This window comes from Streptomyces sp. S186, assembly GCF_051603415.1.
Lineage (GTDB): Bacteria > Actinomycetota > Actinomycetes > Streptomycetales > Streptomycetaceae > Streptomyces.
In genome coordinates this window covers 6,721,271-6,741,302 of sequence record NZ_CP193932.1, presented here as the reverse complement: position 1 = coordinate 6,741,302, position 20,032 = coordinate 6,721,271, and the positions used below count along the sequence as shown (strand labels likewise).

Annotated in this window: 18 protein-coding genes and 1 tRNA gene; 3 read left to right on the top strand and 16 right to left on the bottom strand. The window is 72.2% G+C overall.

The window, feature by feature from the left end; all coding sequences use genetic code 11:
* Positions 1–58: 58 nt before the first annotated feature.
* The 9 genes from ruvA to pgsA form a co-directional block, all read right to left on the bottom strand.
* Complete coding sequence (ruvA, locus tag ACRAS8_RS29110; protein WP_438488957.1) at positions 59–682, bottom strand: Holliday junction branch migration protein RuvA; 624 nt, start codon at positions 680–682, stop codon at positions 59–61.
* Positions 679–1,230 (bottom strand): crossover junction endodeoxyribonuclease RuvC, encoded by a 552-nt coding sequence (gene ruvC / locus ACRAS8_RS29105; protein ID WP_438488956.1) that lies wholly within the window; start codon positions 1,228–1,230, stop codon positions 679–681. The genes ruvA and ruvC overlap by 4 nt, the downstream gene beginning before the upstream one ends.
* A gap of 135 nt (positions 1,231–1,365) precedes the next feature.
* A complete protein-coding gene (locus ACRAS8_RS29100; RefSeq protein WP_438488955.1) occupies positions 1,366–2,118 on the bottom strand; it encodes a YebC/PmpR family DNA-binding transcriptional regulator in 753 nt (250 codons plus the stop codon).
* 63 nt (positions 2,119–2,181) lie between these two features.
* Complete coding sequence (gene pdxT, locus ACRAS8_RS29095; RefSeq protein WP_438488954.1) at positions 2,182–2,775, bottom strand: pyridoxal 5'-phosphate synthase glutaminase subunit PdxT; 594 nt, start codon at positions 2,773–2,775, stop codon at positions 2,182–2,184.
* 14 nt (positions 2,776–2,789) lie between these two features.
* Positions 2,790–3,701, bottom strand: a complete 912-nt coding sequence (pdxS, locus tag ACRAS8_RS29090) for a pyridoxal 5'-phosphate synthase lyase subunit PdxS (RefSeq protein ID WP_018539801.1) — start codon at positions 3,699–3,701, stop codon at positions 2,790–2,792.
* A 146-nt stretch (positions 3,702–3,847) separates the two neighbouring features.
* Positions 3,848–4,393: a hypothetical protein gene (locus ACRAS8_RS29085; RefSeq protein ID WP_438488953.1), complete on the bottom strand. Its 546-nt coding sequence runs from the start codon at positions 4,391–4,393 to the stop codon at positions 3,848–3,850.
* A 579-nt stretch (positions 4,394–4,972) separates the two neighbouring features.
* Positions 4,973–6,166 (bottom strand): glycosyltransferase family 4 protein, encoded by a 1,194-nt coding sequence (locus tag ACRAS8_RS29080; RefSeq protein ID WP_438488952.1) that lies wholly within the window; start codon positions 6,164–6,166, stop codon positions 4,973–4,975.
* Positions 6,163–7,101, bottom strand: coding sequence for a phosphatidylinositol mannoside acyltransferase (locus tag ACRAS8_RS29075; RefSeq protein WP_438488951.1), 939 nt, complete (start codon positions 7,099–7,101; stop codon positions 6,163–6,165). The genes ACRAS8_RS29080 and ACRAS8_RS29075 overlap by 4 nt, the downstream gene beginning before the upstream one ends.
* Positions 7,101–7,754, bottom strand: a complete 654-nt coding sequence (gene pgsA / locus ACRAS8_RS29070) for a phosphatidylinositol phosphate synthase (RefSeq protein ID WP_438488950.1) — start codon at positions 7,752–7,754, stop codon at positions 7,101–7,103. Before pgsA ends, ACRAS8_RS29075 begins: the two co-directional genes overlap by 1 nt.
* Before the next feature lie 246 nt (positions 7,755–8,000).
* Between pgsA and ACRAS8_RS29065 the strand changes: the two genes are divergently transcribed.
* Positions 8,001–10,199 carry an elongation factor G-like protein EF-G2 gene (locus ACRAS8_RS29065; protein ID WP_438488949.1) on the top strand — a complete coding sequence of 733 codons (2,199 nt, stop codon included), beginning with the start codon at positions 8,001–8,003 and terminating at the stop codon, positions 10,197–10,199.
* Between the two features lie 183 nt (positions 10,200–10,382).
* Positions 10,383–12,041: a hypothetical protein gene (locus ACRAS8_RS29060; protein ID WP_438488948.1), complete on the top strand. Its 1,659-nt coding sequence runs from the start codon at positions 10,383–10,385 to the stop codon at positions 12,039–12,041.
* Between the two features lie 120 nt (positions 12,042–12,161).
* Here the strand turns inward: ACRAS8_RS29060 and ACRAS8_RS29055 are convergent, their stop codons facing one another.
* From ACRAS8_RS29055 to ACRAS8_RS29030, 6 genes are all read right to left on the bottom strand, one after another.
* On the bottom strand, positions 12,162–13,358 hold the full coding sequence (locus ACRAS8_RS29055) for a YncE family protein (RefSeq protein WP_438488947.1): 1,197 nt from the start codon (positions 13,356–13,358) through the stop codon (positions 12,162–12,164).
* Positions 13,358–14,170, bottom strand: coding sequence for a polysaccharide deacetylase family protein (locus ACRAS8_RS29050; RefSeq protein WP_438488946.1), 813 nt, complete (start codon positions 14,168–14,170; stop codon positions 13,358–13,360). Before ACRAS8_RS29050 ends, ACRAS8_RS29055 begins: the two co-directional genes overlap by 1 nt.
* Before the next feature lie 92 nt (positions 14,171–14,262).
* Complete coding sequence (locus ACRAS8_RS29045) at positions 14,263–14,820, bottom strand: HIT family protein (protein WP_438488945.1); 558 nt, start codon at positions 14,818–14,820, stop codon at positions 14,263–14,265.
* Between the two features lie 89 nt (positions 14,821–14,909).
* On the bottom strand, positions 14,910–16,886 hold the full coding sequence (gene thrS / locus ACRAS8_RS29040) for a threonine--tRNA ligase (protein WP_438488944.1): 1,977 nt from the start codon (positions 16,884–16,886) through the stop codon (positions 14,910–14,912).
* A 156-nt stretch (positions 16,887–17,042) separates the two neighbouring features.
* Positions 17,043–18,251, bottom strand: a complete 1,209-nt coding sequence (locus ACRAS8_RS29035; RefSeq protein WP_438488943.1) for a hypothetical protein — start codon at positions 18,249–18,251, stop codon at positions 17,043–17,045.
* Positions 18,251–18,838 carry a DUF4365 domain-containing protein gene (locus ACRAS8_RS29030; protein WP_438488942.1) on the bottom strand — a complete coding sequence of 196 codons (588 nt, stop codon included), beginning with the start codon at positions 18,836–18,838 and terminating at the stop codon, positions 18,251–18,253. Before ACRAS8_RS29030 ends, ACRAS8_RS29035 begins: the two co-directional genes overlap by 1 nt.
* Before the next feature lie 225 nt (positions 18,839–19,063).
* Here ACRAS8_RS29030 and ACRAS8_RS29025 point away from each other — a divergent pair, with 225 nt between their 5' ends.
* Positions 19,064–19,789 carry an exonuclease domain-containing protein gene (locus ACRAS8_RS29025; protein WP_438488941.1) on the top strand — a complete coding sequence of 242 codons (726 nt, stop codon included), beginning with the start codon at positions 19,064–19,066 and terminating at the stop codon, positions 19,787–19,789.
* Positions 19,790–19,932: 143 nt separating this feature from the next.
* Here the strand turns inward: ACRAS8_RS29025 and ACRAS8_RS29020 are convergent.
* Positions 19,933–20,004 (bottom strand) — tRNA-Val (locus ACRAS8_RS29020).
* Between the last annotated feature and the right edge of the window lie 28 nt (positions 20,005–20,032).

Genomic DNA, 20,032 nt, shown 5'->3' with positions numbered 1-20,032 from the left:
GTCGGGGCGGCCGGGCCGCCTGCGTGGTCGTACGGTCGAGGGCGCCGGGGCGCGTCGGTCAGCGGGCCCGGTTGAGGGTCCGGAGGGCCGCCTTGAGCAGCTGCGGCACCTGCGGCGTGCCGCCCTCGGCCGCGGCCGCCTCGGCCTGCGGCGCCACCGCGGCGACCGCCTCGTCGGCCTCCCGCGCGGCATAGCCCAGGCCGACCAGCGCGGCCTGCAGCTGATCGCGCCAGCCGGCCGCCGGCGCCGCGGCCCCGGCGGCCGGACGGGCGCCGCCGACCGGCGCGCCGAGCCGGTCCTTGAGCTCCAGCAGCAGCTTCTGCGCGCCCTTCTTGCCGATGCCCGGCACGGCCGTCAGCGCCTTCTCGTCCCCCGTGGACACCGCGAGCCGCAGCGCGTCCGGCGAGTGCACGGCGAGCATCGCCTGGGCGAGCCGGGGGCCGACGCCGCTGGCGGTCTGCAGCAGCTCGAAGGTCTGCCGCTCGTCGTCGTCGGCGAAGCCGTAGAGGGTGAGGGAGTCCTCGCGCACGACGAGGGAGGTGGCGAGCTTGGTGCGCTCGCCGAGGCGGAGGCCGGAGAGGGTGTTCGGCGTGCACTGGACGGCCATGCCGACACCGCCGACCTCGACGACGGCGGCGTCCGGTGCGAGGGCCGCGACCGGGCCGGAGACAAAGGCGATCATCGGGTGCCCTTCAGCGTGCGAGCGGGGACGGGGGTGCGGCGGGCCGCGGCCTGGGCCTGCTGGAGGCGGTTGACCGCGGGGGCGCGCCAGATGTGGCAGATGGCGAGGGCGAGGGCGTCCGCGGCGTCGGCCGGCCTGGGCGGCGCGGCGAGCCGCAGCAGGCGGGTGACCATGGCGCCGACCTGCGCCTTCTCGGCCCGGCCTGAGCCGGTGACCGCGGCCTTGACCTCGCTGGGGGTGTGCAGCGCGACCGGCAGCCCGCGGCGGGCGGCGCACAGCATGGCGACCGCGCTGGCCTGGGCGGTGCCCATGACCGTACGGACGTTGTGCTGGCTGAAGACCCGCTCCACGGCGACGTACTCGGGGCTGTGGGTGTCGAGCCACTCCTCTATGCCGCGCTCGATCAGCACCAGGCGGTGCGCGATGTCCGCGTCCGCCGGCGTGCGCACGACGCCGACGCCGACCATGGTCAGCGGCCGTCCCGCGACCCCGTCCACCACGCCGACCCCGCACCGCGTCAGCCCCGGGTCCACCCCCAGCACCTTCATCGGGCCCCGCCCCTCGCCGTCGTTCGGTCGTCTGTTCCTTACGTTCCTGCAGGTTAGTGGCTGCCACTGACAAACCGACGGGCCGGCGGGGTGTGTCCCCGCCGGCCCGTCGTACGACCGGTAAGCCCGTGGCCGTCAGGCGTCGACCTTGGCCATGACGTCGTCCGACACATCGAAGTTGGCGAAGACGTTCTGGACGTCGTCGCTGTCCTCCAGCGCGTCGATCAGCTTGAAGATCTTGCGCGCGCCCTCTTCCTCCAGCTCGACCTGCATGGTCGGGACGAAGTTGGCCTCGGCCGAGTCGTAGTCGATGCCGGCCTCCTGGAGCGCGGTGCGCACCGCGACCAGGTCGGTGGCCTCGCTCAGCACCTCGAAGGACTCACCGAGGTCGTTGACCTCCTCGGCACCGGCGTCCAGGACCGCGCCCAGGACGTCGTCCTCGGTCAGCTCGCCCTTGGGGACGATCACCACGCCCTTGCGGTTGAAGAGGTACGACACCGAGCCCGGGTCGGCCATCGAACCGCCGTTGCGGGTCATCGCGACGCGGACGTCGGAGGCCGCGCGGTTGCGGTTGTCGGTGAGGCACTCGATCAGGACGGCGACGCCGTTGGGGCCGTAGCCCTCGTACATGATCGTCTCGTAGTCGGCGCCGCCGGCTTCGAGACCGCCACCGCGCTTGATCGCGGAGTCGATGTTCTTGTTGGGGACCGACTGCTTCTTGGCCTTCTGGACGGCGTCGTAGAGCGTCGGGTTGCCGTCGAGATCGACGCCGCCCATCCGAGCCGCGACCTCGATGTTCTTGATCAGCTTCGCGAAGAGCTTGCCGCGCTTGGCATCGATCACGGCCTTCTTGTGCTTCGTCGTAGCCCATTTAGAGTGGCCGGACATCCGCCTGTCTCCTTCGCGTAACCCATTCAGAAAACGATCGCCCCAAATCCTACCGGGATCTCGTCAGGCCCCCGCACGCACCATGTCCACGAAGAACGCGTGGATACGGTGGTCACCGGTCAGCTCCGGGTGGAACGAGGTGGCCAGGACGTTGCCCTGCCGCACGGCGACCGTATGTCCACCGTACGTCGCGAGGACATCGACGGAGGCGCCGACCGACTCGACCCAGGGGGCGCGGATGAAGACGCCCTCCACCGGGCCGCCGTCGATCCCGGCGACCTCGACTGCCGCCTCGAAGGACTCGTTCTGCCGCCCGAAGGCGTTGCGGCGCACGATCATGTCGATGCCGCCGAGCGTCTCCTGGTCCTCCCGGGCGTCGAGCAGCTTGTCCGCGACCATGATCATGCCGGCGCAGGTGCCGTAGACCGGCCGGCCCGCCCGGACGAACGCGCGCAGCGGCTCCAACATGCCGAACACGACCGCCAGTTTGGACATGGTGGTGGACTCGCCGCCGGGTATCACCAGGCCGTCGACCTCGGCGAGCTCCTCGGGACGGCGCACCGGGAGCGCCCGGGCGCCGGCGTCCGCGAGCGCCTTGAGGTGCTCGCGGACGTCGCCCTGGAGCGCCAGCACACCGATGGTGGGAGTGGTGCTCATCAGTTCCTGCGTCCTTACCAGCCGCGGTTGGCGTAGCGCTCGGCTTCGGGGAGGGTGTCGCAGTTGATGCCGACCATGGCCTCGCCCAGGTTGCGGGAGACGTCCGCGATGACCTTCGGGTCGTCGTAGAAGGTGGTGGCCTTCACGATCGCGGCGGCGCGCTTGGCCGGGTCGCCGGACTTGAAGATGCCGGAGCCGACGAAGACGCCCTCGGCGCCGAGCTGGCGCATCAGCGCGGCGTCGGCCGGGGTGGCCACACCGCCGGCGGAGAACAGCACGACGGGCAGCTTGCCCAGCTCGGCGACCTCCTTGACCAGCTCGTACGGGGCACGCAGCTCCTTGGCGGCGGCGAACAGCTCGTTGTGGTCGCAGCCGCGCAGCTTTGCGATCTCGCCCTTGATCTGTCGCAGGTGGCGGACCGCCTCGACGACGTTGCCGGTGCCGGCCTCGCCCTTGGAGCGGATCATCGCGGCGCCCTCGGCGATCCGGCGCAGGGCCTCGCCCAGGTTGGTGGCACCGCAGACGAACGGGGTGGTGAAGGCCCACTTGTCGGAGTGGTTGACCTCGTCGGCCGGGGTGAGGACCTCGGACTCGTCGATGTAGTCCACGCCGAGCGACTGGAGCACCTGCGCCTCGACGAAGTGGCCGATCCGCGACTTCGCCATGACGGGGATGGAGACGGCGTTGATGATGCCGTCGATCATGTCCGGGTCGGACATCCGGGCCACGCCGCCGTCCTTGCGGATGTCGGCCGGGACCCGCTCCAGGGCCATGACGGCGACGGCACCGGCGTCCTCGGCGATCTTCGCCTCTTCCGGCGTGACGACGTCCATGATCACGCCGCCCTTGAGCTGCTCGGCCATGCCGCGCTTGACGCGCGCGGTTCCGGTCTCGGGGGTCTGGGGCGTGGTGGGCGTGCTGGACACGTTGACCTCACTCAGTGCGGGTGGTTGCGCTTCGGCGCCCACACAACCGTTGGCAGGTGCCCCGCGAAAAGGGCCAATTAGAGGCCAGTGGCTTGCGACGTCTGCCGTCTCGGGATCCGGACGCTCCGGTTCCGATCCGTGGTCGCTCAGTGTCCCGCCGAGCGGTCGTCCAGGACGGCCGGCGGCTCGTCGTCCATCTCGAAGGCCATCGGGAACGGCGCGTGCCCGGCCAGCCGCAGATAGCGCACCAGCCGATGGCGGCGCACCGCCCGCGCGGCCCGTACCGCGTCGTTGTGGAACCGGCGCGCCATCGGCACCCGCCGCACCGCCGCCGTCAGCTCCACGACCGTACGCTCCCCGCCCGGCGCCTCCCGCACCGCGTCCAGCTGCCCCTCGTCCTCGAAGACGGCCCGCAGCGCCTGGCTCAGCTCGCTCTCCGCGACCTCGCGGTGCTCCTCCTCCGCCTGCCGGGCGTCGTGCGCGGCCTGGTAGAGCACGATCGACGCCGCCGGATCGAGCACCCCGGAGGTCCCCACCTCCTGCGCCACCGAGGCCCGCCGCAACAACTGCGCGTCCAGCGCGGCCCGCGCGGCGTCGATCCGCGCGTGCAGACGGTCGAGCCGGCCGGCCGTCCAGCTCAGGTAGACGCCGATGAGGATGATCGCGGCGGCGATCCAGATAAACGTGGTCACGACGCAGCACGCTATCGCGTGGGGCTTCCCACGTAGCCGGCGTTCCCGCCGTAGGGGTTCGCCGCGCTTGCGCCTGACGGCGCGCTTCCGGCCCGCTTCGCGGGCTTGTTGTCCGCTGCGCGGGGCTGTCGGGTGCGGTGACGGGCCTCCGGGGGGGGTGTGCCGGACTGCTTCGCTTTACGTCCGGCACACCACCCCCTCCGACCCGTCCCCTCCCGTTGAGGGTCGGATTTCAGGTGAGTTGGGGCTTATGCCCGGTGGGCCCGTGCAGGCCCCGGACTGATGGGTGACCGTTGCCGATGGGGGCGCCCCTTTGATGAGTAGCCGTCAGGGGACCAGTGAGGTCGGCCCCCACCCACCGTCTCCATGACCACCCACGGGAGGGGACGGGTCGGAGGGGCAGGGGGTGTGTCCGGACGTAAAGCGCAGCAGTCCGGACACACCCCCTGCCCCGGAGGCCCGTCACCGCGGCCGAACAGCCCCGCGCAGCGGACCCGCAATGCGCCGCAGGCGCAACAGGCAAGCGGCAAACCCCGGCGGAACGCCGGCTACGTGGGAAGCAAGGCCAAGCGCAAGCGTTCAGCGCCGCCGGGCCCGGATCCCCACCCGCTCGTCCGTCGCCACGGCCGAGGCGCCAGCCGCCACCGTCTCGTAGACGGCGAGAATGTCCGCACCGACCGTCGTCCAGTCGAAGCGACGGACATGCTTGGCGCCGCGTTCGCCGAGTTCGGCCAGCCGGTCGGGGGCGTTCAGGAGTCGGATGGCCGCAGCGGCGAGCGCCTCGGCGTCCTCGTTGGTGAAGAGTTCGCCGGCCTCGCCCTGGTCCAGGACCTGGGCGAACGCGTCGAGGTCGCTGGCCAGTACGGGCGCGCCGGCGGACATCGCCTCCACGAGGATGATGCCGAAGGACTCGCCACCGGTGTTGGGCGCGACGTAGACGTCCACACTGCGCAGCAGCCGCGCCTTGTCCTCGTCGGAGACCATGCCGAGGAACTCGACCCGGGAGCGCAGCTCGGCGGGCAGGCCGGCGACCGCCTCGTCCTGGTCGCCGCGGCCGGCGACCAGCAGCCGGGCGTCGGGGACCGCGGCGAGGATCGCGGGCAGCGCCTTCATCAGGACCGGCAGCCCCTTGCGCGGCTCGTCGATACGGCCGATGAAGCCGATGGTGCCCGCCCGTCGCCCGCCACCACCCTTGCCGGAGCTTCGCGCCCCTTCTGATTGCCACTCCGGCCGCGGTTCGGCGCGGGCGAAGAAGTCGACGTCGACGCCGTTGGGGATGACGACGGCGTCGCCGCCCAGGTGCTCGACGAGGGTGCGGCGGGCGTACTCGCTGACCGCGATCCGGGCGCTGATCTTCTCCAGGGCGGGCTGGAGGATCGGGTACGCGGCGATCATGGCGCGGGAGCGCGGGTTGGAGGTGTGGAAGGTGGCCACGATCGGGCCCTGCGCCGCCCAGCAGGCGAGCAGGCCCAGGGAGGGCGAGGCGGGTTCGTGGATGTGGATGACGTCGAAGGCCCCGTTCTGCAGCCAGCGGCGGACCCGCGCGGCGGAGAGGAAGCCGAAGTTCAGGCGGGCGACCGAGCCGTTGTAGGGCACGGGGACGGCGCGGCCGGCGGGGACGACGTAGGGCGGCAGCGGGGTCTCGTCGTCGGCGGGGGCCAGTACGGAGACGTCGTGGCCGGTCCGGATCAGGTGCTCGGCCAAGTCGCGGATGTGGAACTGCACGCCGCCGGGGACGTCCCAGGAGTACGGGCAGACGATGCCGATCTTCACGCGGGCTCCGTTCCGGGGGTGTCGCCGCGCGGCTCCAGGTCGGCGAGCCACAGCCGCTGGAGCATGTGCCAGTCCGCGGGGTGGTCGGCGATGCCGGAGGCGAAGGCGTCGGCGAGCGCCTGGGTCATGTGGGCGGCCTTCTCGGTACGGGTGCCGTTCTCCGGTACCTCGATCTCCGGGTGGACCCGGCCGCGCAGGATGGGGGTGTCGTCGTACCAGAGGGTGACCGGCAGCAGCATCGCTCCGGTCTGGAGGGCGAGCATCGCGGGTCCGGCCGGCATCTTCGCGGCCTCGCCGAAGAACTTCACGGGGATGCCGGAGCTGGAGAGGTCGCGGTCGGCGACCAGGCAGACGAGGCCGCCGGCCCGCAGCCGCCGGGCCAGCGTGCCGAACGCGGCGGCACCGGTGTGCGGCAGCACCTCCATGCCCAGGCCCTCGCGGTAGGCGACGAACCGGTCGTAGAGGGACTCCGGCTTGAGGCGCTCGGCGACGGTGGTGAACGGGACGCCGAGCTTGGTGGTGACCCAGACGCCGGCGAGGTCGTAGTTGCCCATGTGGGGCAGGGCCAGGATCACCCCGCGGTCGCTCTTGAGACCGTCCTCCAGGTAGTGCACGTCCTGGGGCGTGAAACCGGCCTTTATCCGCTCCGGGCTCCACACCGGCAGCCGGAAGGACTCCATCCAGTACCGCATGTACGAGCGCATCCCGGCCCGGGAGAGCGCGGCCAGCCGCTGCGGGGAGGCGTCCGGGACGACCCGGGCGAGGTTGGCCTCCAGGCGCCGGACGCCCTTGCCGCGGCGGCGCCAGGCGAGGTCGGCGAGCCGGCGGCCGAGCTGTACCGCGACGCCTTCAGGCAGTCGCTTGACGGTGCTCCAGCCCAGGCCGTAGAGGCCGTCGGTGAGCTTTTCGGTGTCGATCGGTGTGCGGCTGCCCATCAGCCGTTCCCCCCTTGTGCGAGGGCGTCGGCCTCGGCCGACTCCCGGCGTACCGTCACCACGCGCTGGCCGAGGGTGACGGCGCTGCCGACGGCGACCACCCACAGGGCGATCGGCAGCAGGACCTGGACGCCCGGCACGCCGAACGCGTGCAGCCCGGAGAGCCCGCAGGCGACCAGTGAGACGACCAGCCGTTCGGCCCGCTCCACCAGACCGTTGACGGCCACCGGCAGCCCGATGGCCTCACCGCGCGCCTTGGTGTACGAGACGACCTGGCCGCTGGCGAGGCAGAAGATCGCAACCGCGCAGAGCGCCGTGCTGTCGCCGCGCCCGGCGTACCACAGGGCCAGCCCGCCGAAGATCGCCGAGTCCGCGACCCGGTCGAGGGTGGAGTCCAGGAACGCGCCCCACCGGCTGGAGCGCCCCAGCTGCCGCGCCATGTTGCCGTCGACCAGGTCGGAGAAGACGAACAGCGTGATGACGACCGTGCCCCAGAAGAACTCGCCCTGGGGATAGAAGACCAGGGCGCCGGCCACGACACCGCCGGTCCCTACGAGGGTGACCGCGTCCGGGCTGACCCCGAGACGGATGAGCAGGGCGGCGAACGGTGTGAGAACACGCGTGAAGAACGCACGCGCGTACTTGTTCAGCATGACCTTCCCGGTTGGTCGATACGGGCCGCGCGGTCAAGGGGCCACCGGCTGGCCCAATCGTAGCCAGGCGGCCACGGGGCACCGCGAACGCATCGCGGCACGGGGTGCATCCCCGCGGGCCCGGGCCGTTCCCCGGGCGCCGGGGGACGCGTCGGCGGCAGCGGGCGGGTGCGCCACGTATGGACGCATCCTGAACCCGGTGGAAAGCTCGAAACACCGCAAAGTGTCGACCTGGAGGCGAGACACATGAGCGAGAAGTCGAGTACGAACCCAGGAGCCGCCGGCAGGGCACCGGCGGCCGACCGGCCCGCGGATCTGCGCAATGTGGTGCTGGTCGGCCACAGCGGAGCGGGAAAGACCACCCTGGTCGAGGCCCTCGCGCTGGCATCCGGCGCGATCAACCGGGCCGGCCGGGTGGAGGACGGCGGCAGCCTGTCCGACCACGACGAGATCGAGCACCGGCAGCAACGCTCCGTACAGCTCTCCCTCGTCCCGGTGGACTGGGGCGGAATCAAGATCAATCTGCTGGACACCCCCGGATACGCGGATTTCGTCGGGGAACTCAGGGCCGGTCTGCGCGCGGCGGACGCGGCCCTTTTCGTCGTCTCGGCGGCCGACGGGGTGGCCGGCGCGACCCGCATGGTCTGGGACGAGTGCGCAGCCGTCGGCATGCCGCGCGCCCTGGTCGTCACGCACCTGGAGGCCGCCCGCGCCGACTTCGACGAGATGACCCGGCGCTGCGCGGTGACCTTCGGGGGCGACGACGTGGATGCCGTCCTGCCCCTCTACCTCCCCCTGTACGGCACCCCCGGCGCCGACGGCCACGCCCCCGTCGAGGGCCTGATCGGCCTGCTCACCCAGCGGGTCTTCGACTACTCCTCCGGGGAGCGCACCGAGCGCGCGCCCACCGACGAGGAGCTGCCGCTGATCGAGGCGGCCCGCAACCGCCTCATCGAGGGGATCATCGCCGAGAGCGAGGACGAGACCCTCATGAACCGCTATCTCGCGGGCGAGGAGATCGACGTCAAGACGCTCATCGGCGACCTGGAGACCGCGGTCGCCCGGGGCTCCTTCCACCCCGTCCTGGCCGCCGCACCCGCCGCCGAGGGCGCCAGACAGGGTCTGGGCACCGTCGAGCTGCTGGAGCTGATCACCGGCGGCTTCCCGACGCCGGCGGAGCGCGAGGCACCCCCCGTGACCGGCCCGGACGGCTCGCCGCGGCAGAGCCTGAGCTGCGACCCGGACGGCCCGCTGGCCGCCGAGGTCGTCAAGACCTCCTCCGACCCGTACGTCGGCCGGATCTCCCTGGTCCGGGTCTTCTCCGGCACCCTGCGCCCCGACGAGACGGTGCACGTCTCCGGCCACGGCCTGGAGGACCGCGGCCACGAGGACCACGACGTCGACGAGCGGGTCGGCGCGCTGTCCGCGCCCTTCGGCAAGCAGCAGCGGCCACTCCCCCGGGCCGTCGCCGGCGACCTGGCCTGCGTGGCCAAGCTCACCCGCGCCGAGACCGGCGACACCCTCTCCGGCAAGGACGACCCGCTGCTGATGGAGCCGTGGGCGATGCCCGACCCGCTGCTGCCGGTCGCCATCCGGGCCCACAGCAAGGCCGACGAGGACAAGCTCTCCCAGGGCCTGGCCCGTCTGGTCGCCGAGGACCCCACGATGCGCCTGGAGCACAACCAGGACACCCGCCAGGTCGTCCTGTGGTGCATGGGCGAGGCACACGCCGACGTGGCGCTGGAGCGGCTGCGCTCCCGCTACGGCGTCCAGGTCGACACCGTCGACCACAAGGTGGCGCTGCGGGAGACCTTCGGCGGGTCCGCCGCGGGCCGTGGCCGGCACGTCAAACAGTCCGGCGGCCACGGCCAGTTCGCGATCTGCGAGATCCAGGTCGAGCCGCTGCCGGGCGGCTCCGGCATCGAGTTCGTCGACAAGGTCGTCGGCGGCGCGGTCCCCCGGCAGTTCATCCCGTCGGTGGAGAAGGGCGTCCGCGCCCAGGCCGCCCGCGGGATCGCCGCCGGGTATCCGCTCGTCGACATCCGCGTCACCCTGCTCGACGGCAAGTCCCACTCGGTCGACTCCTCGGACGCCGCGTTCCAGACGGCGGGCGCGCTGGCCCTGCGGGAGGCCGCCGCGCAGACCACCATCGAGCTGCTGGAGCCGGTCGCCGACGTGCAGGTGCTGGTGCCGGACGAGTACGTCGGCCCGGTGCTCAGCGACCTCTCCGGCCGCCGCGGCCGGGTCGTGGGCACCGAGCAGTCCGGCGCCGGCCGCACCCTGGTCCGCGCCGAGGTGCCGGAGATCGAGATCGACCGCTACGCCGTCGATCTGCGCTCGCTCTCCCACGGCACCGGCCGCTTCGGGCGCGGCTATCTGCGGCACGAGCCGATGCCCGCCCAGCTCGCCGCCAAGGTGCGCCAACAGGAGGCGGTCGTCGCCTAGTTAACGGGAGGTCAGCCGCCGTCCCGGACAGCCCACTTGGGCCGGGGCGGCGGCGGTACGCTGGGACTCCACGCCGCGCCGCGCGTTCCGGGCCAACCTGCGAGCACGCCGGGCCGGCAGGTGTGCGCGTCAGCGCAGTCGGGTAGAGCGCATCAGCGGATACGCGCGTGATGGGGGCGGGTAGTGGCAGACGGCTTTGACTTCAGTCCGGGGGCACAGGTCCCCATCTCGGGCGGTGCCGGGCAGACGGCGGCGACCCAGGCCCTGGCCTCTGCCGCCTACCGCGACAGCCCGTTGACCGACATCTCCAAGGCGGACTCCGACTCCGGCACCTCCGAGGTCAAGAAGCCCAAGCTGTCGCTGTTCGCGCCCAACCTCGGCGAGGCGTTCTCCCGCGCGGTGCAGGTGCGGATGCTCGGCGGCGGCCGCAAACCGCTGATCCAGTCCTTCGGCACCGAACCGCAGACGGTCGTCGAGCACTGCCTGTCGGCCACCCGCATCCGCAAGCAGCGCGACACCCGGCTGACGGTCCTGATGGTGGTGTGCGGGCTGCTGTTCCTGCCCGGTGTGCTGCTCTGGCTGGGCGCCTTCCAGCTCCGGAAGATCTTCTCCAAGGACGGCGAGGGCAACGGCATCTCCCTGCTGGGCGGCATCATGCTGACCCTGCTCGCCGGCGCCGGGCTGTTCTTCATGGTCAAGCTGCCGTTCACCGGCTTCTGGCCGCTGTACGCCCGCGGCATGGTCATCGCCCCGATGGTGGGCTGGTGGCTGGCCAAGCAGATCTGCGAGCGGACCGCGGTGACCCTGCGGGAGGCGTGGAAGGGGCTGCTGGAGGGCGGCGGCGTCGCCGCGAAGATCCCCGAGGCGGTGCCGCAGGACCCCAACCACACCTCCGCCGAGACCCTCCGGCACAACCTCGCCAAGGTCTCCGCCGAGCAGCGCAGCAACGTCATCTTCTACGCCGGCCCCAAGGGCATACTCGGGATGGGCACCCGCTGGGGCAGCTGGCAGCTGGCCGAGGAGCTCCGGCCGGCCCAGGAGGGCACCGACATCCACCCGTTCCGCAGCTGGGACGTCATCCGCGCGATCCACGACCGGCTGCGCCTGCTGGAGCGCAGCCCGCTGCACACCGGCGGCTTCCAGCAGCCGCCGTCCGTCCGCCACTGGATCGTCGTCCCCGTGGGAGAGAAGGCCGGGGCGGTCGCCCGCCCGGAGGGCAGCCACGTCGACGGGTACGAGGTCCGCGGCCACGAGATCGAGCGGATCTGCAACGAGCAGCAGTTCGGCGCCGGCAACCGCCACTACCTCGGCGTCCAGTTCGTCCTGTGGGACGGCCAGTTGGTGCTCACACTCATGATCACCGTCACCGTGCTGCACGAGACGCTGCGCATCGAGGTCAGCGGCTACGCCCTCGGCCCGGTCCACTCGCTCTTCACCAGCAAGCCGGAGCCCAAGACCAAGGACGTCGCCAAGGTCGTCCGGTTCTGGGAGACCAAGACCCTGACACTGCCGCTCATCGGGACGGCGGAGGTGGTGCGGCTGGCCGCCCGCGCCCCGCTGACGTGGTTCCCGCCGGTGCTGGACTTCCTCGGCGGCAAGCTCGCCCTCCCCGAGCCGTTCGGTCTGCGCCATGTCTGGGCCGACAAGCCCTGGCGGCACCGCTTCATGGCCGACGACGCGCTGCGCGCCGCGACCCCGGTCCTGCGGGCGGTGCACGCCGCGGCGATGAACGTCCTCAAGGAGCACGGCGTCGACACCGAGCGCTTCGACAACCGCTCCCTGGTGCTCAGCGGCATGGTCCAGAGCGCCGAGCCGAAGAAGGCCGACGAGTACAACGCGTAGGCACCGCCCCGCGCACCGCACGGACGGGCGCGCGCACGGCTTGCCGCCGGGCGCGCGCCCGTTTCCGTTCCCCGGCCGGAACGACCGGACAGTCCGGACCAACCGGCCCCGGCGGACGGCCTACCGGAAGATCCCGGTATGCCCCAGCGAGTACCGCCCCGGCTGCGGATAGACCGCCAGTCCGTGCGGCCCCTCCCCCACCCGGATCTTCGACAGGGTCTTGCCCGTACGGGTGTCGAGCGCGTACACCTCGGAGTTGTAGCGCCCGGACAGCCACAGCACCTTGCCGTCCGCCGAGACCCCGCCCATGTCCGGGCTGCCGCCGCCGCGGATGTGCCACTTGCCGACGAGCTTCCCGGTCCTGAAGTCCAGCAGCGAGACGGAGCCCTCGCCGCGGTTGGAGATGTACATGGTGCGGGAGTCACGGCTGACGTAGAGGCCGTGCGTCCCCTTGCCGGTCGGCAGCAGCTTCGGCCGGCCGAAGGCGTCGCCGTCCAGGATCCACACGCCGTCGGCCATCATGTCGGCGATGTACCAGGTCCTGCCGTCCGGCGAGATCTTCACGTCCTGCGGCATCGCGCCCTCGAACGGCAGCTTCTCCTGGCCGACCACCTTCATCTTCGCGGTGTCGACCTTGAGCAGTTCGCCGGAGAACTCGCAGGAGACGATGAAGTACTTCCCGTCCGGCGAGAAGTCGGCGTGGTTGACGCCCGCGCAGTCGACCGGCAGGGTCTTGCGGGTCTCCATGGTGTGCGGGTCCCGGAACACCAGCTGCCGGTCCATCGACGCCATCACCACGGCGTACTTCCCGTCCGGCGTGAAGTAGAGGTTGTACGGGTCGTGGACCTTGACCGGCTTGCCGGCCTTGCCGGTGGCCGGGTCGATCGGGGTGAGGTCGTGCCCCCGGTTGTTGTTGACCCACAGCGTCTTCATGTCCCAGGACGGCACCACGTGCTGCGGCTGCACGCCCACCGGGATCGTCTCGATCACCTTGTACGTCCTGGGGTCGATGACGCTGACCGTGTCGGAGCCGGTGTTGGGCACATAGATCCGCGACGGGTAGTTCCTGACCTGCGGCGCCAGCCGGTTGGGCCGGTCCGCGGCGTACAGGTCGTGCTGGTCCAGCAGCGGCGGCATCCCGGGCAGGCCCTGGGCGACGGCCTCGTGGGGCGAGGGTCCGTCGGGCCGCGGGGCGGACTGCTCCCCGCCACCGGTGCAGCCCGCCGCCACCAGGGCGCAGGCCGCGACGAGCAGCGCCGCCCGGCGGGTGCGGCGGGAGCCGGTCGGGCGGGGGTGGGTACGGTTCCGGTCAGCCATCAGGTCACTAGCTCCGTTGTCGTCACCGCGCGCAGACCGCGCCGGCGGAGGCCGTCGAGGATCGGGGGCAACGCGGCCACCGTGCCGGGATGCCCGAGGTGGAGACTGACGACCGAGCCCGGGCGGACGCCGTCCAGGACCGTGCGCTGGACGGCCGGGGCGCCGGGGTCGTTCGCGTCGAGGGAGTCCACGTCGTACGACAGGACGTGCGGATAGCCCGCCTGGCGGGCCAGCCGGATGACCTGCCCGGTGGCCCGCCGGGTCTGCGACGGGCGGAACCAGCTGCCGATGCTGCCGGTGAGCTTGCGCAGCCGGTCGGCGCACTGGCGGATCTCGGCGTCGGCGGCGTCGGCGGGCAGCGCGCAGATGTTGCGGTGGTGCATGGTGTGGTTGCCCAGCTCATGGCCGCCGTCCAGGATGCGGCGGGCCATCGCGGGCTGTTCGTCGAGCCAGTCGCCGACGACCAGCACGGTGACCCGGGCACCGGCCCGCTCGGCCTCGCCCAGCAGCGCCTCGGCCAGCTTGGGATCGCCCCGGCCGTGGAAGGTGAGGGCGACCGCGTGCCCGTTCCGCGGTCCGTGCTCGATCTCGGGAGGCAGGCCGGGCGCACGGGTCGGTGGCCGGGCGGCGGGGTGCCGGGCCGGCGCGGACCGGCCCGTCTCTTGGGGGCTCGGTCCGCCGGCGGCCCGTGCGGAGGCGGCGGTGGCGGAGGAGTCCGCCGACCGCTTCGGGGCGCAGCCCGACGCAAGCGCACCCGCCGCCGCGGCCGAGGCGGCCGCGCGCAGCACGGAGCGACGATCCAGGGAGGTCACCACCCCATTAGAGGGGCAAGATTTCCCGATCGGGGCGATTTATAGGATTCATCCGGGTGCGTGTCGCCCCGTTCACCCGGCGTGCACGGCGGCTATTCCGGCCAGGCCGAGGCCAGCATCGACCGGGTGTCGGCGAGGAGTTGGGGCAGCACCTTGGTGTGCCCGACCACCGGCATGAAGTTGGTGTCGCCGCCCCAGCGGGGGACGACGTGCTGGTGGAGGTGGGCGGCGATACCGGCGCCGGCCACGCTCCCCTGGTTCATCCCGATGTTGAAGCCGTGCGCCCCGGAGGCGGTGCGCAGCGCGATCATCGCCCGCTTGGTGAAGTCCGCCAGCTCCGCGGTCTCCCGCTCGTCGAGCTCGGTGTAGTCGGCGACGTGGCGGAACGGGACGACCATGAGGTGCCCGCCGTTGTACGGGTAGAGGTTGAGCACCGCGTACACCCGCTTGCCGCGGGCGATCACGAGGCCGTCCTCGTCCGACTTCGAGGGAATGGTGCAGAACGGACAGCCGTCCTCGGCGCCCGGGCCGCTCGGCTTGTTCTCCCCCTGGATGTAGGCCATCCGGTGGGGCGTCCACAGGCGCTGGAAGGCGTCCTGCGTCCCGACTCCGATCTGCTGTTCCGGCTCACTCGTCATGTTGCGAAGCATATTCTCCCGGGCCGGACGGGGAAGCGGCGAGGGGCGGTCCGGATGGGACCGCCCCTCAAACCCCGCACGCTCCGCGGCAAAGATCACGCCTAGGCGCGGCGCTCCACCACATCGACGAGCTTCCGCAATGCCTCGTCACGCGGGATGCCGTTCTCCTGCGACCCGTCGCGATACCGGAACGACACCGCCCCGGCCGCCATGTCCTCATCACCCGCGAGGATCATGAACGGCACCTTGCTGCGCTGGGCGTTCCTGATCTTCTTCTGCATCCGGTCCGAGGACGAGTCCACCTCGACCCGCAGCCCCTTGGCCTTCGCCTCCGCGGCGAACTCCTCCAGGTACGGGACGTGGGCGTCGCCGATCGGGATGCAGGTGGCCTGCACCGGGGCCAGCCACGCCGGGAAGGCGCCCGCGTAGTGCTCCAGCAGCACCGCGAAGAACCGCTCGATGGAGCCGAACAGCGCCCGGTGGATCATGACGGGCTGCTGCTTGGAGCCGTCCGCCGCGGTGTACTCCAGGCCGAAGCGGGCGGGCTGCTGGAAGTCGACCTGGATCGTCGACATCTGCCAGGACCGGCCGATGGCATCGCGGGCCTGCACCGAGATCTTCGGGCCGTAGAACGCGGCGCCGCCCGGGTCCGGGACCAGCGGCAGCCCCTGCTTCTCGGCCGCCTGGCGCAGCGCCTCGGTGGCCTCCTCCCACTCCGCGTCCTCGCCGATGAACTTGTCGGACTCCGGGTCGCGGGTGGACAGTTCCAGCTCGAAGTCGGTCAGGCCGTAGTCGCGCAGCAGGTCGAGGACGAAGGTGAGCAGGCTGTCCAGCTCGTCCGCCATCTGCTCCTTGGTGCAGTAGATGTGCGAGTCGTCCTGGGTGAAGCCGCGGGCCCGGGTCAGGCCGTGCACCACGCCCGACTTCTCGTAGCGGTACACCGTGCCGAACTCGAAGAGACGCAGCGGGAGTTCGCGGTACGAGCGGCCGCGGGCCTTGAAGATCAGGTTGTGCATGGGGCAGTTCATCGCCTTGAGGCGGTAGTTCTGCCCGTCGAACTCCAGCGGCGGGAACATCGCGTCGCCGTAGTTCGGCAGGTGTCCCGAGGTCTCGAAGAGAGCTTCCTTGGTGATGTGCGGGGTGTTCACGAACTCGTAGTCCGACAGCTCGTGCCGCTTGCGGGAGTAGTCCTCCATCACCCGGCGGACGACACCGCCCTTGGGGTGGAAGACCGCGAGGCCGGAGCCCAGCTCCTCCGGGATGGAGAAGAGGTCCAGCTCGGCACCGAGCTTGCGGTGGTCGCGCTTCTCGGCCTCGGCGAGGAAGTCCAGGTACGCCTTGAGCTCGTCCTTGGTGGGCCAGGCGGTGCCGTAGATGCGCTGGAGCTGCGGGTTCTTCTCGCTGCCGCGCCAGTAGGCGGCGGCCGACCGCATCAGCTTGAAGACCGGGATGTTCCGGGTGCTGGGCAGGTGAGGACCGCGGCACAGGTCCTTCCAGCAGAGCTCGCCGGTCTTGGCGTCGAGGTTGTCGTAGATGCTCAGCTCGCCGGCGCCGACCTCGGCGGAGGCGCCCTCGGCGGCGTCCGCGGCGGAGCCCTTGAGGCCGATCAGTTCGAGCTTGTACGGCTCGTCCGCCAGCTCTGCGCGGGCGTCCTCGTCGGTCACCACGCGGCGGGCGAACTTCTGGCCGCGCTTCTGGATCTCCTGCATCTTCTTCTCGATGCGCTTGAGATCGTCGGGGTGGAAGGGCTTCTCGACGTCGAAGTCGTAGTAGAAGCCGTCCTTGATCGGCGGGCCGATGCCGAGCTTGGCCTCGGGGAAGAGCTCCTGCACGGCCTGGGCCATGACGTGCGCGGTGGAGTGCCGCAGGATGTTCAGGCCGTCCTCGGAGGTGATCTCGACGGGCTCGACCTCGTCGCCGTCGGCCAGCTCGTGGGTGAGGTCCCGCAGCTCGCCGGCCACCCGTGCGGCCACCACGCTGCGCTCGCCCTGGAAGAGGTCGGCGGCCGTAGTGCCCGTGGTCACCACGCGTTCTTCCCGCTCGGAATCGCGTTGGACGGTCACACGGACGTCTGACACCGGTCTCTCCTGACTCATGTCTCACTCGCATCAGCGTTTGCTGCGCCTCCGAATCGTACCGAGCCGCAGGACCGCACCGCGAAACGGCTTCGCCCCGGCCGCTCAGGCGCCCGCCGGACACCAGGGCGCTGCTGCCGGATCTCCGTCAGCAGCGCCTCAGCCGTCCTCGCCGAACCCGCCGTCCCCGCCGTCCCCGGACCCCGCGGGGTCCGCCCAGAGCGCCTTCAGCAGCCGGTCCCGGTCGGCCGGATCGACCTGTACGGGGGCAACGTCCCGGCCACCGGTGATCCGCCGGAAGCCGCCCCGGCTCTCCAGCCGGCCGCTGACCCGGATCGGCAGCCCGGCCAGGTGTGCATGGCCGGCGATCCGGTAGTCCTCCTCCCCCAGGGCCGCCCGCACCTGCCCCACGTCCGCCCCGGTGATCACCCGCAGCCGCACCGACCCCGGGCCGTCCGGCCGCTCCCGGCGCAGCCGTACGACGGTGCCGGTCACCCGCACCGGCAGCGACGGCTCGGCGCGGACGTAGCGCTGGGCGGCCTGTTGGAGCGCGGGCAGGTCGCCGGGCGAGAACTCGACGGGTTCCGGGCGGGCCGCGAAGCCGGCCGGGGTGCCGGCCGCCGGCGACCAGGCGATGGTGATCCGCACCCCCTCCGCGCCCCGCACCAGCGCGATCAGCGCCTGCGCCAGCTCGTGGCAGACGCCCAGCCCGACCGCCGCGTCGAACGCCTCCATGCCGCCGGTGGCCCGCTGGTAGTCGGTGGCGTCCCGGGCCGCGTGCAGCGCCCGCTGGAGACCGGCGACCGCGCCGCGCCCGGCCCGTACGGGGACGAACGCGGCCAGCCGGCGGCCGGCCGGGGCCGGCCCGACCAGCACCTGGCCCAGGAAGCCGGCGGCCCGCCGCTGGTACCGGGCGCCGTAGTAACCGGCGCGGGCGTAGCTGCCCAGCGCGCCGGCCGTCAGCAGGGCGCGGGCCGCGCCGCGCAGCTGCTCCTGCGCCACCCAGTGCGCGGTCCCGGGGCCGCCGTCGGGGACCTCGCGCTCCCAGCGGACCTCGTCGCTGGGCACCGCCAGCCCGACCAGCACCTCGCGGGCCGAGGGCGCGGCGCTCCGCTCCAGCGCCGCCAGCGCCTCGGCCAGCAGCTCGGCGCTGTCGGGGAACCGGCGGTCGTGCGGCACCAGCAGGCTGGTCCCGGCCGCCCCGTCCGGTGGGGTCCAGCGGGCGCAGCGGCCGGCCGCCGCGCCCCGGCGCCGCCAGCCGTGGCGGGCCAGCAGGGCGCCGAGCACCGCCGGGTCGAGCCGTGCGGGGTCCGGCGGGGGCGCGCCGTAGTCGTGGGTCGGGCCGTGGTCGTCGGTCAGCCGGTCCATCAGGGTCTCCCTCCCGCCCCGACCCGCGTCATGATCTCGCGCAGCGCACGGTCGTCGAAGATCCGCGTGGTCGGGATCCGCACAGTGGTCCTGCGCCGGCCGGTCACCGGATGGCCGGCGAGGTTGATCCAGTAACAGCAGTGCCGCAGTTCGAGGTGGTCGTGCCCGGCCCGCAGCCAGTCGTCCGGATCCCGCGGGACGAGCATCACGACGAGGATCTTGTGCACCGCCACCGGCGTGCGGGCCAGCTTCACCAGGTGGTCGTTGTCGAGCGTGAAGGCGAAGGTGGGCCCCGGCGGGCGCGGGGCGGTCTGGTAGGTGCACTTGAGCTGCACCTTGATGGTCACCTCGTCGTCGACGGTGTGACCGGGCGCGGCATGGCTGACGTGCCAGTCGATGCCGTTGTCCGGGAAGGGCTGTGCCAGTGAGCACCCGGAGGCGGCGGCGACCGCGTGGAGGTAGCCCACCTGGAGGGTTTCCATGCAGGCGGTGGTGGCCAGGCCACCGCGCCGCGGGGTGAGGGAGGGCCGGGGGTACCGCCCGCTTGCGGGGGACAGCCCGCCCGGTTCGGGCTGCGCGAGGGTCATCGCGGGTGCCTTCCGGGCCGTGCCGATTCGATGCGTCCGGGCGGCGGGGGCGGAGCCCGGCGCGGGAAGCCGCCGGACCGCGCGGTGCGGCGCCGGCCGTCTCTGTGGTTGTCTCCGCGTCAAGCGGCCCGCAAACAAGGGCGGTTCGAGCCGTCCTCGCCCCGGGTATCACCAGCTCGGGTGACCCGCACCGTCATCCCCCGTACGACCGCGAGGAGTTGGCTGATGCCGCGCTGGTATGACGGTCCACTTGCCGCCTTCGACACCGAGACGACGGGCATCGACGTCGAGCGCGATCGCATCGTCTCCGCCGCCCTGGTGGTCCAGGAAACCCCGCGCGCCGCCCCGCGCGTCACCCGCTGGCTGATCAATCCCGGGGTGGAGATACCGGAGGCCGCGACGGCGGTGCACGGCCTGACGGCAGATCACCTCGCGCGGCACGGCCGCTGGCCGGCGCCGGTGCTGGAGGAGGTGGCCCGTGCGCTGGCCGCCCAGGCGGTGGCCGTCCGCCCGCTGGTGGTGATGAACGCCCCGTTCGACCTGACGCTGCTGGAGCGGGAGTTGAAGCGCCACCGCGCCAGCTCCCTGAGCGCCTATCTGGGCGCGCATCCGCTGCACGTCCTCGATCCCCGCGTCCTGGACAAGCACCTGGACCGCTACCGCAAGGGCCGCCGCACCCTCACGGACCTGTGCGCGCACTACGGGATCGAGCTGACCGACGCGCACGAGGCGGCGGCGGACGCGCTGGCCGCGCTGCGGGTGGTCCGGGAGCTGGGCCGGCGCTTCGCCGCACGGCTGGAGGGCCTGCAGCCCGCCGAGCTGCACACCCGGCAGGCGCTCTGGCACGCGGCCCAGGCCCGCGGCCTGCAGGCGTGGTTCGCCCGCAGCGGCACCCATGAGCCCGTCGACCCGCACTGGCCGCTGCGGCCGGAACTCCCCGCCGCGGCCTGATTCCCCCTCGGAATTCCGGCGGAATTCCCAACGCCGGTGCGGCTGAACGGAATTGACCCGGCGCGAAGCGCCACGGCCGCACGCCCACGCGTGCCAACGAAAAGGACCGGACCGCCTTCCGACGGTCCGGTCCATGATCCCGGTGGGCGATACTGGGTTCGAACCAGTGACCTCTTCGGTGTGAACGAAGCGCTCTCCCACTGAGCTAATCGCCCGGGTTCCGGCGAGGTTTCCCTCGCGAAC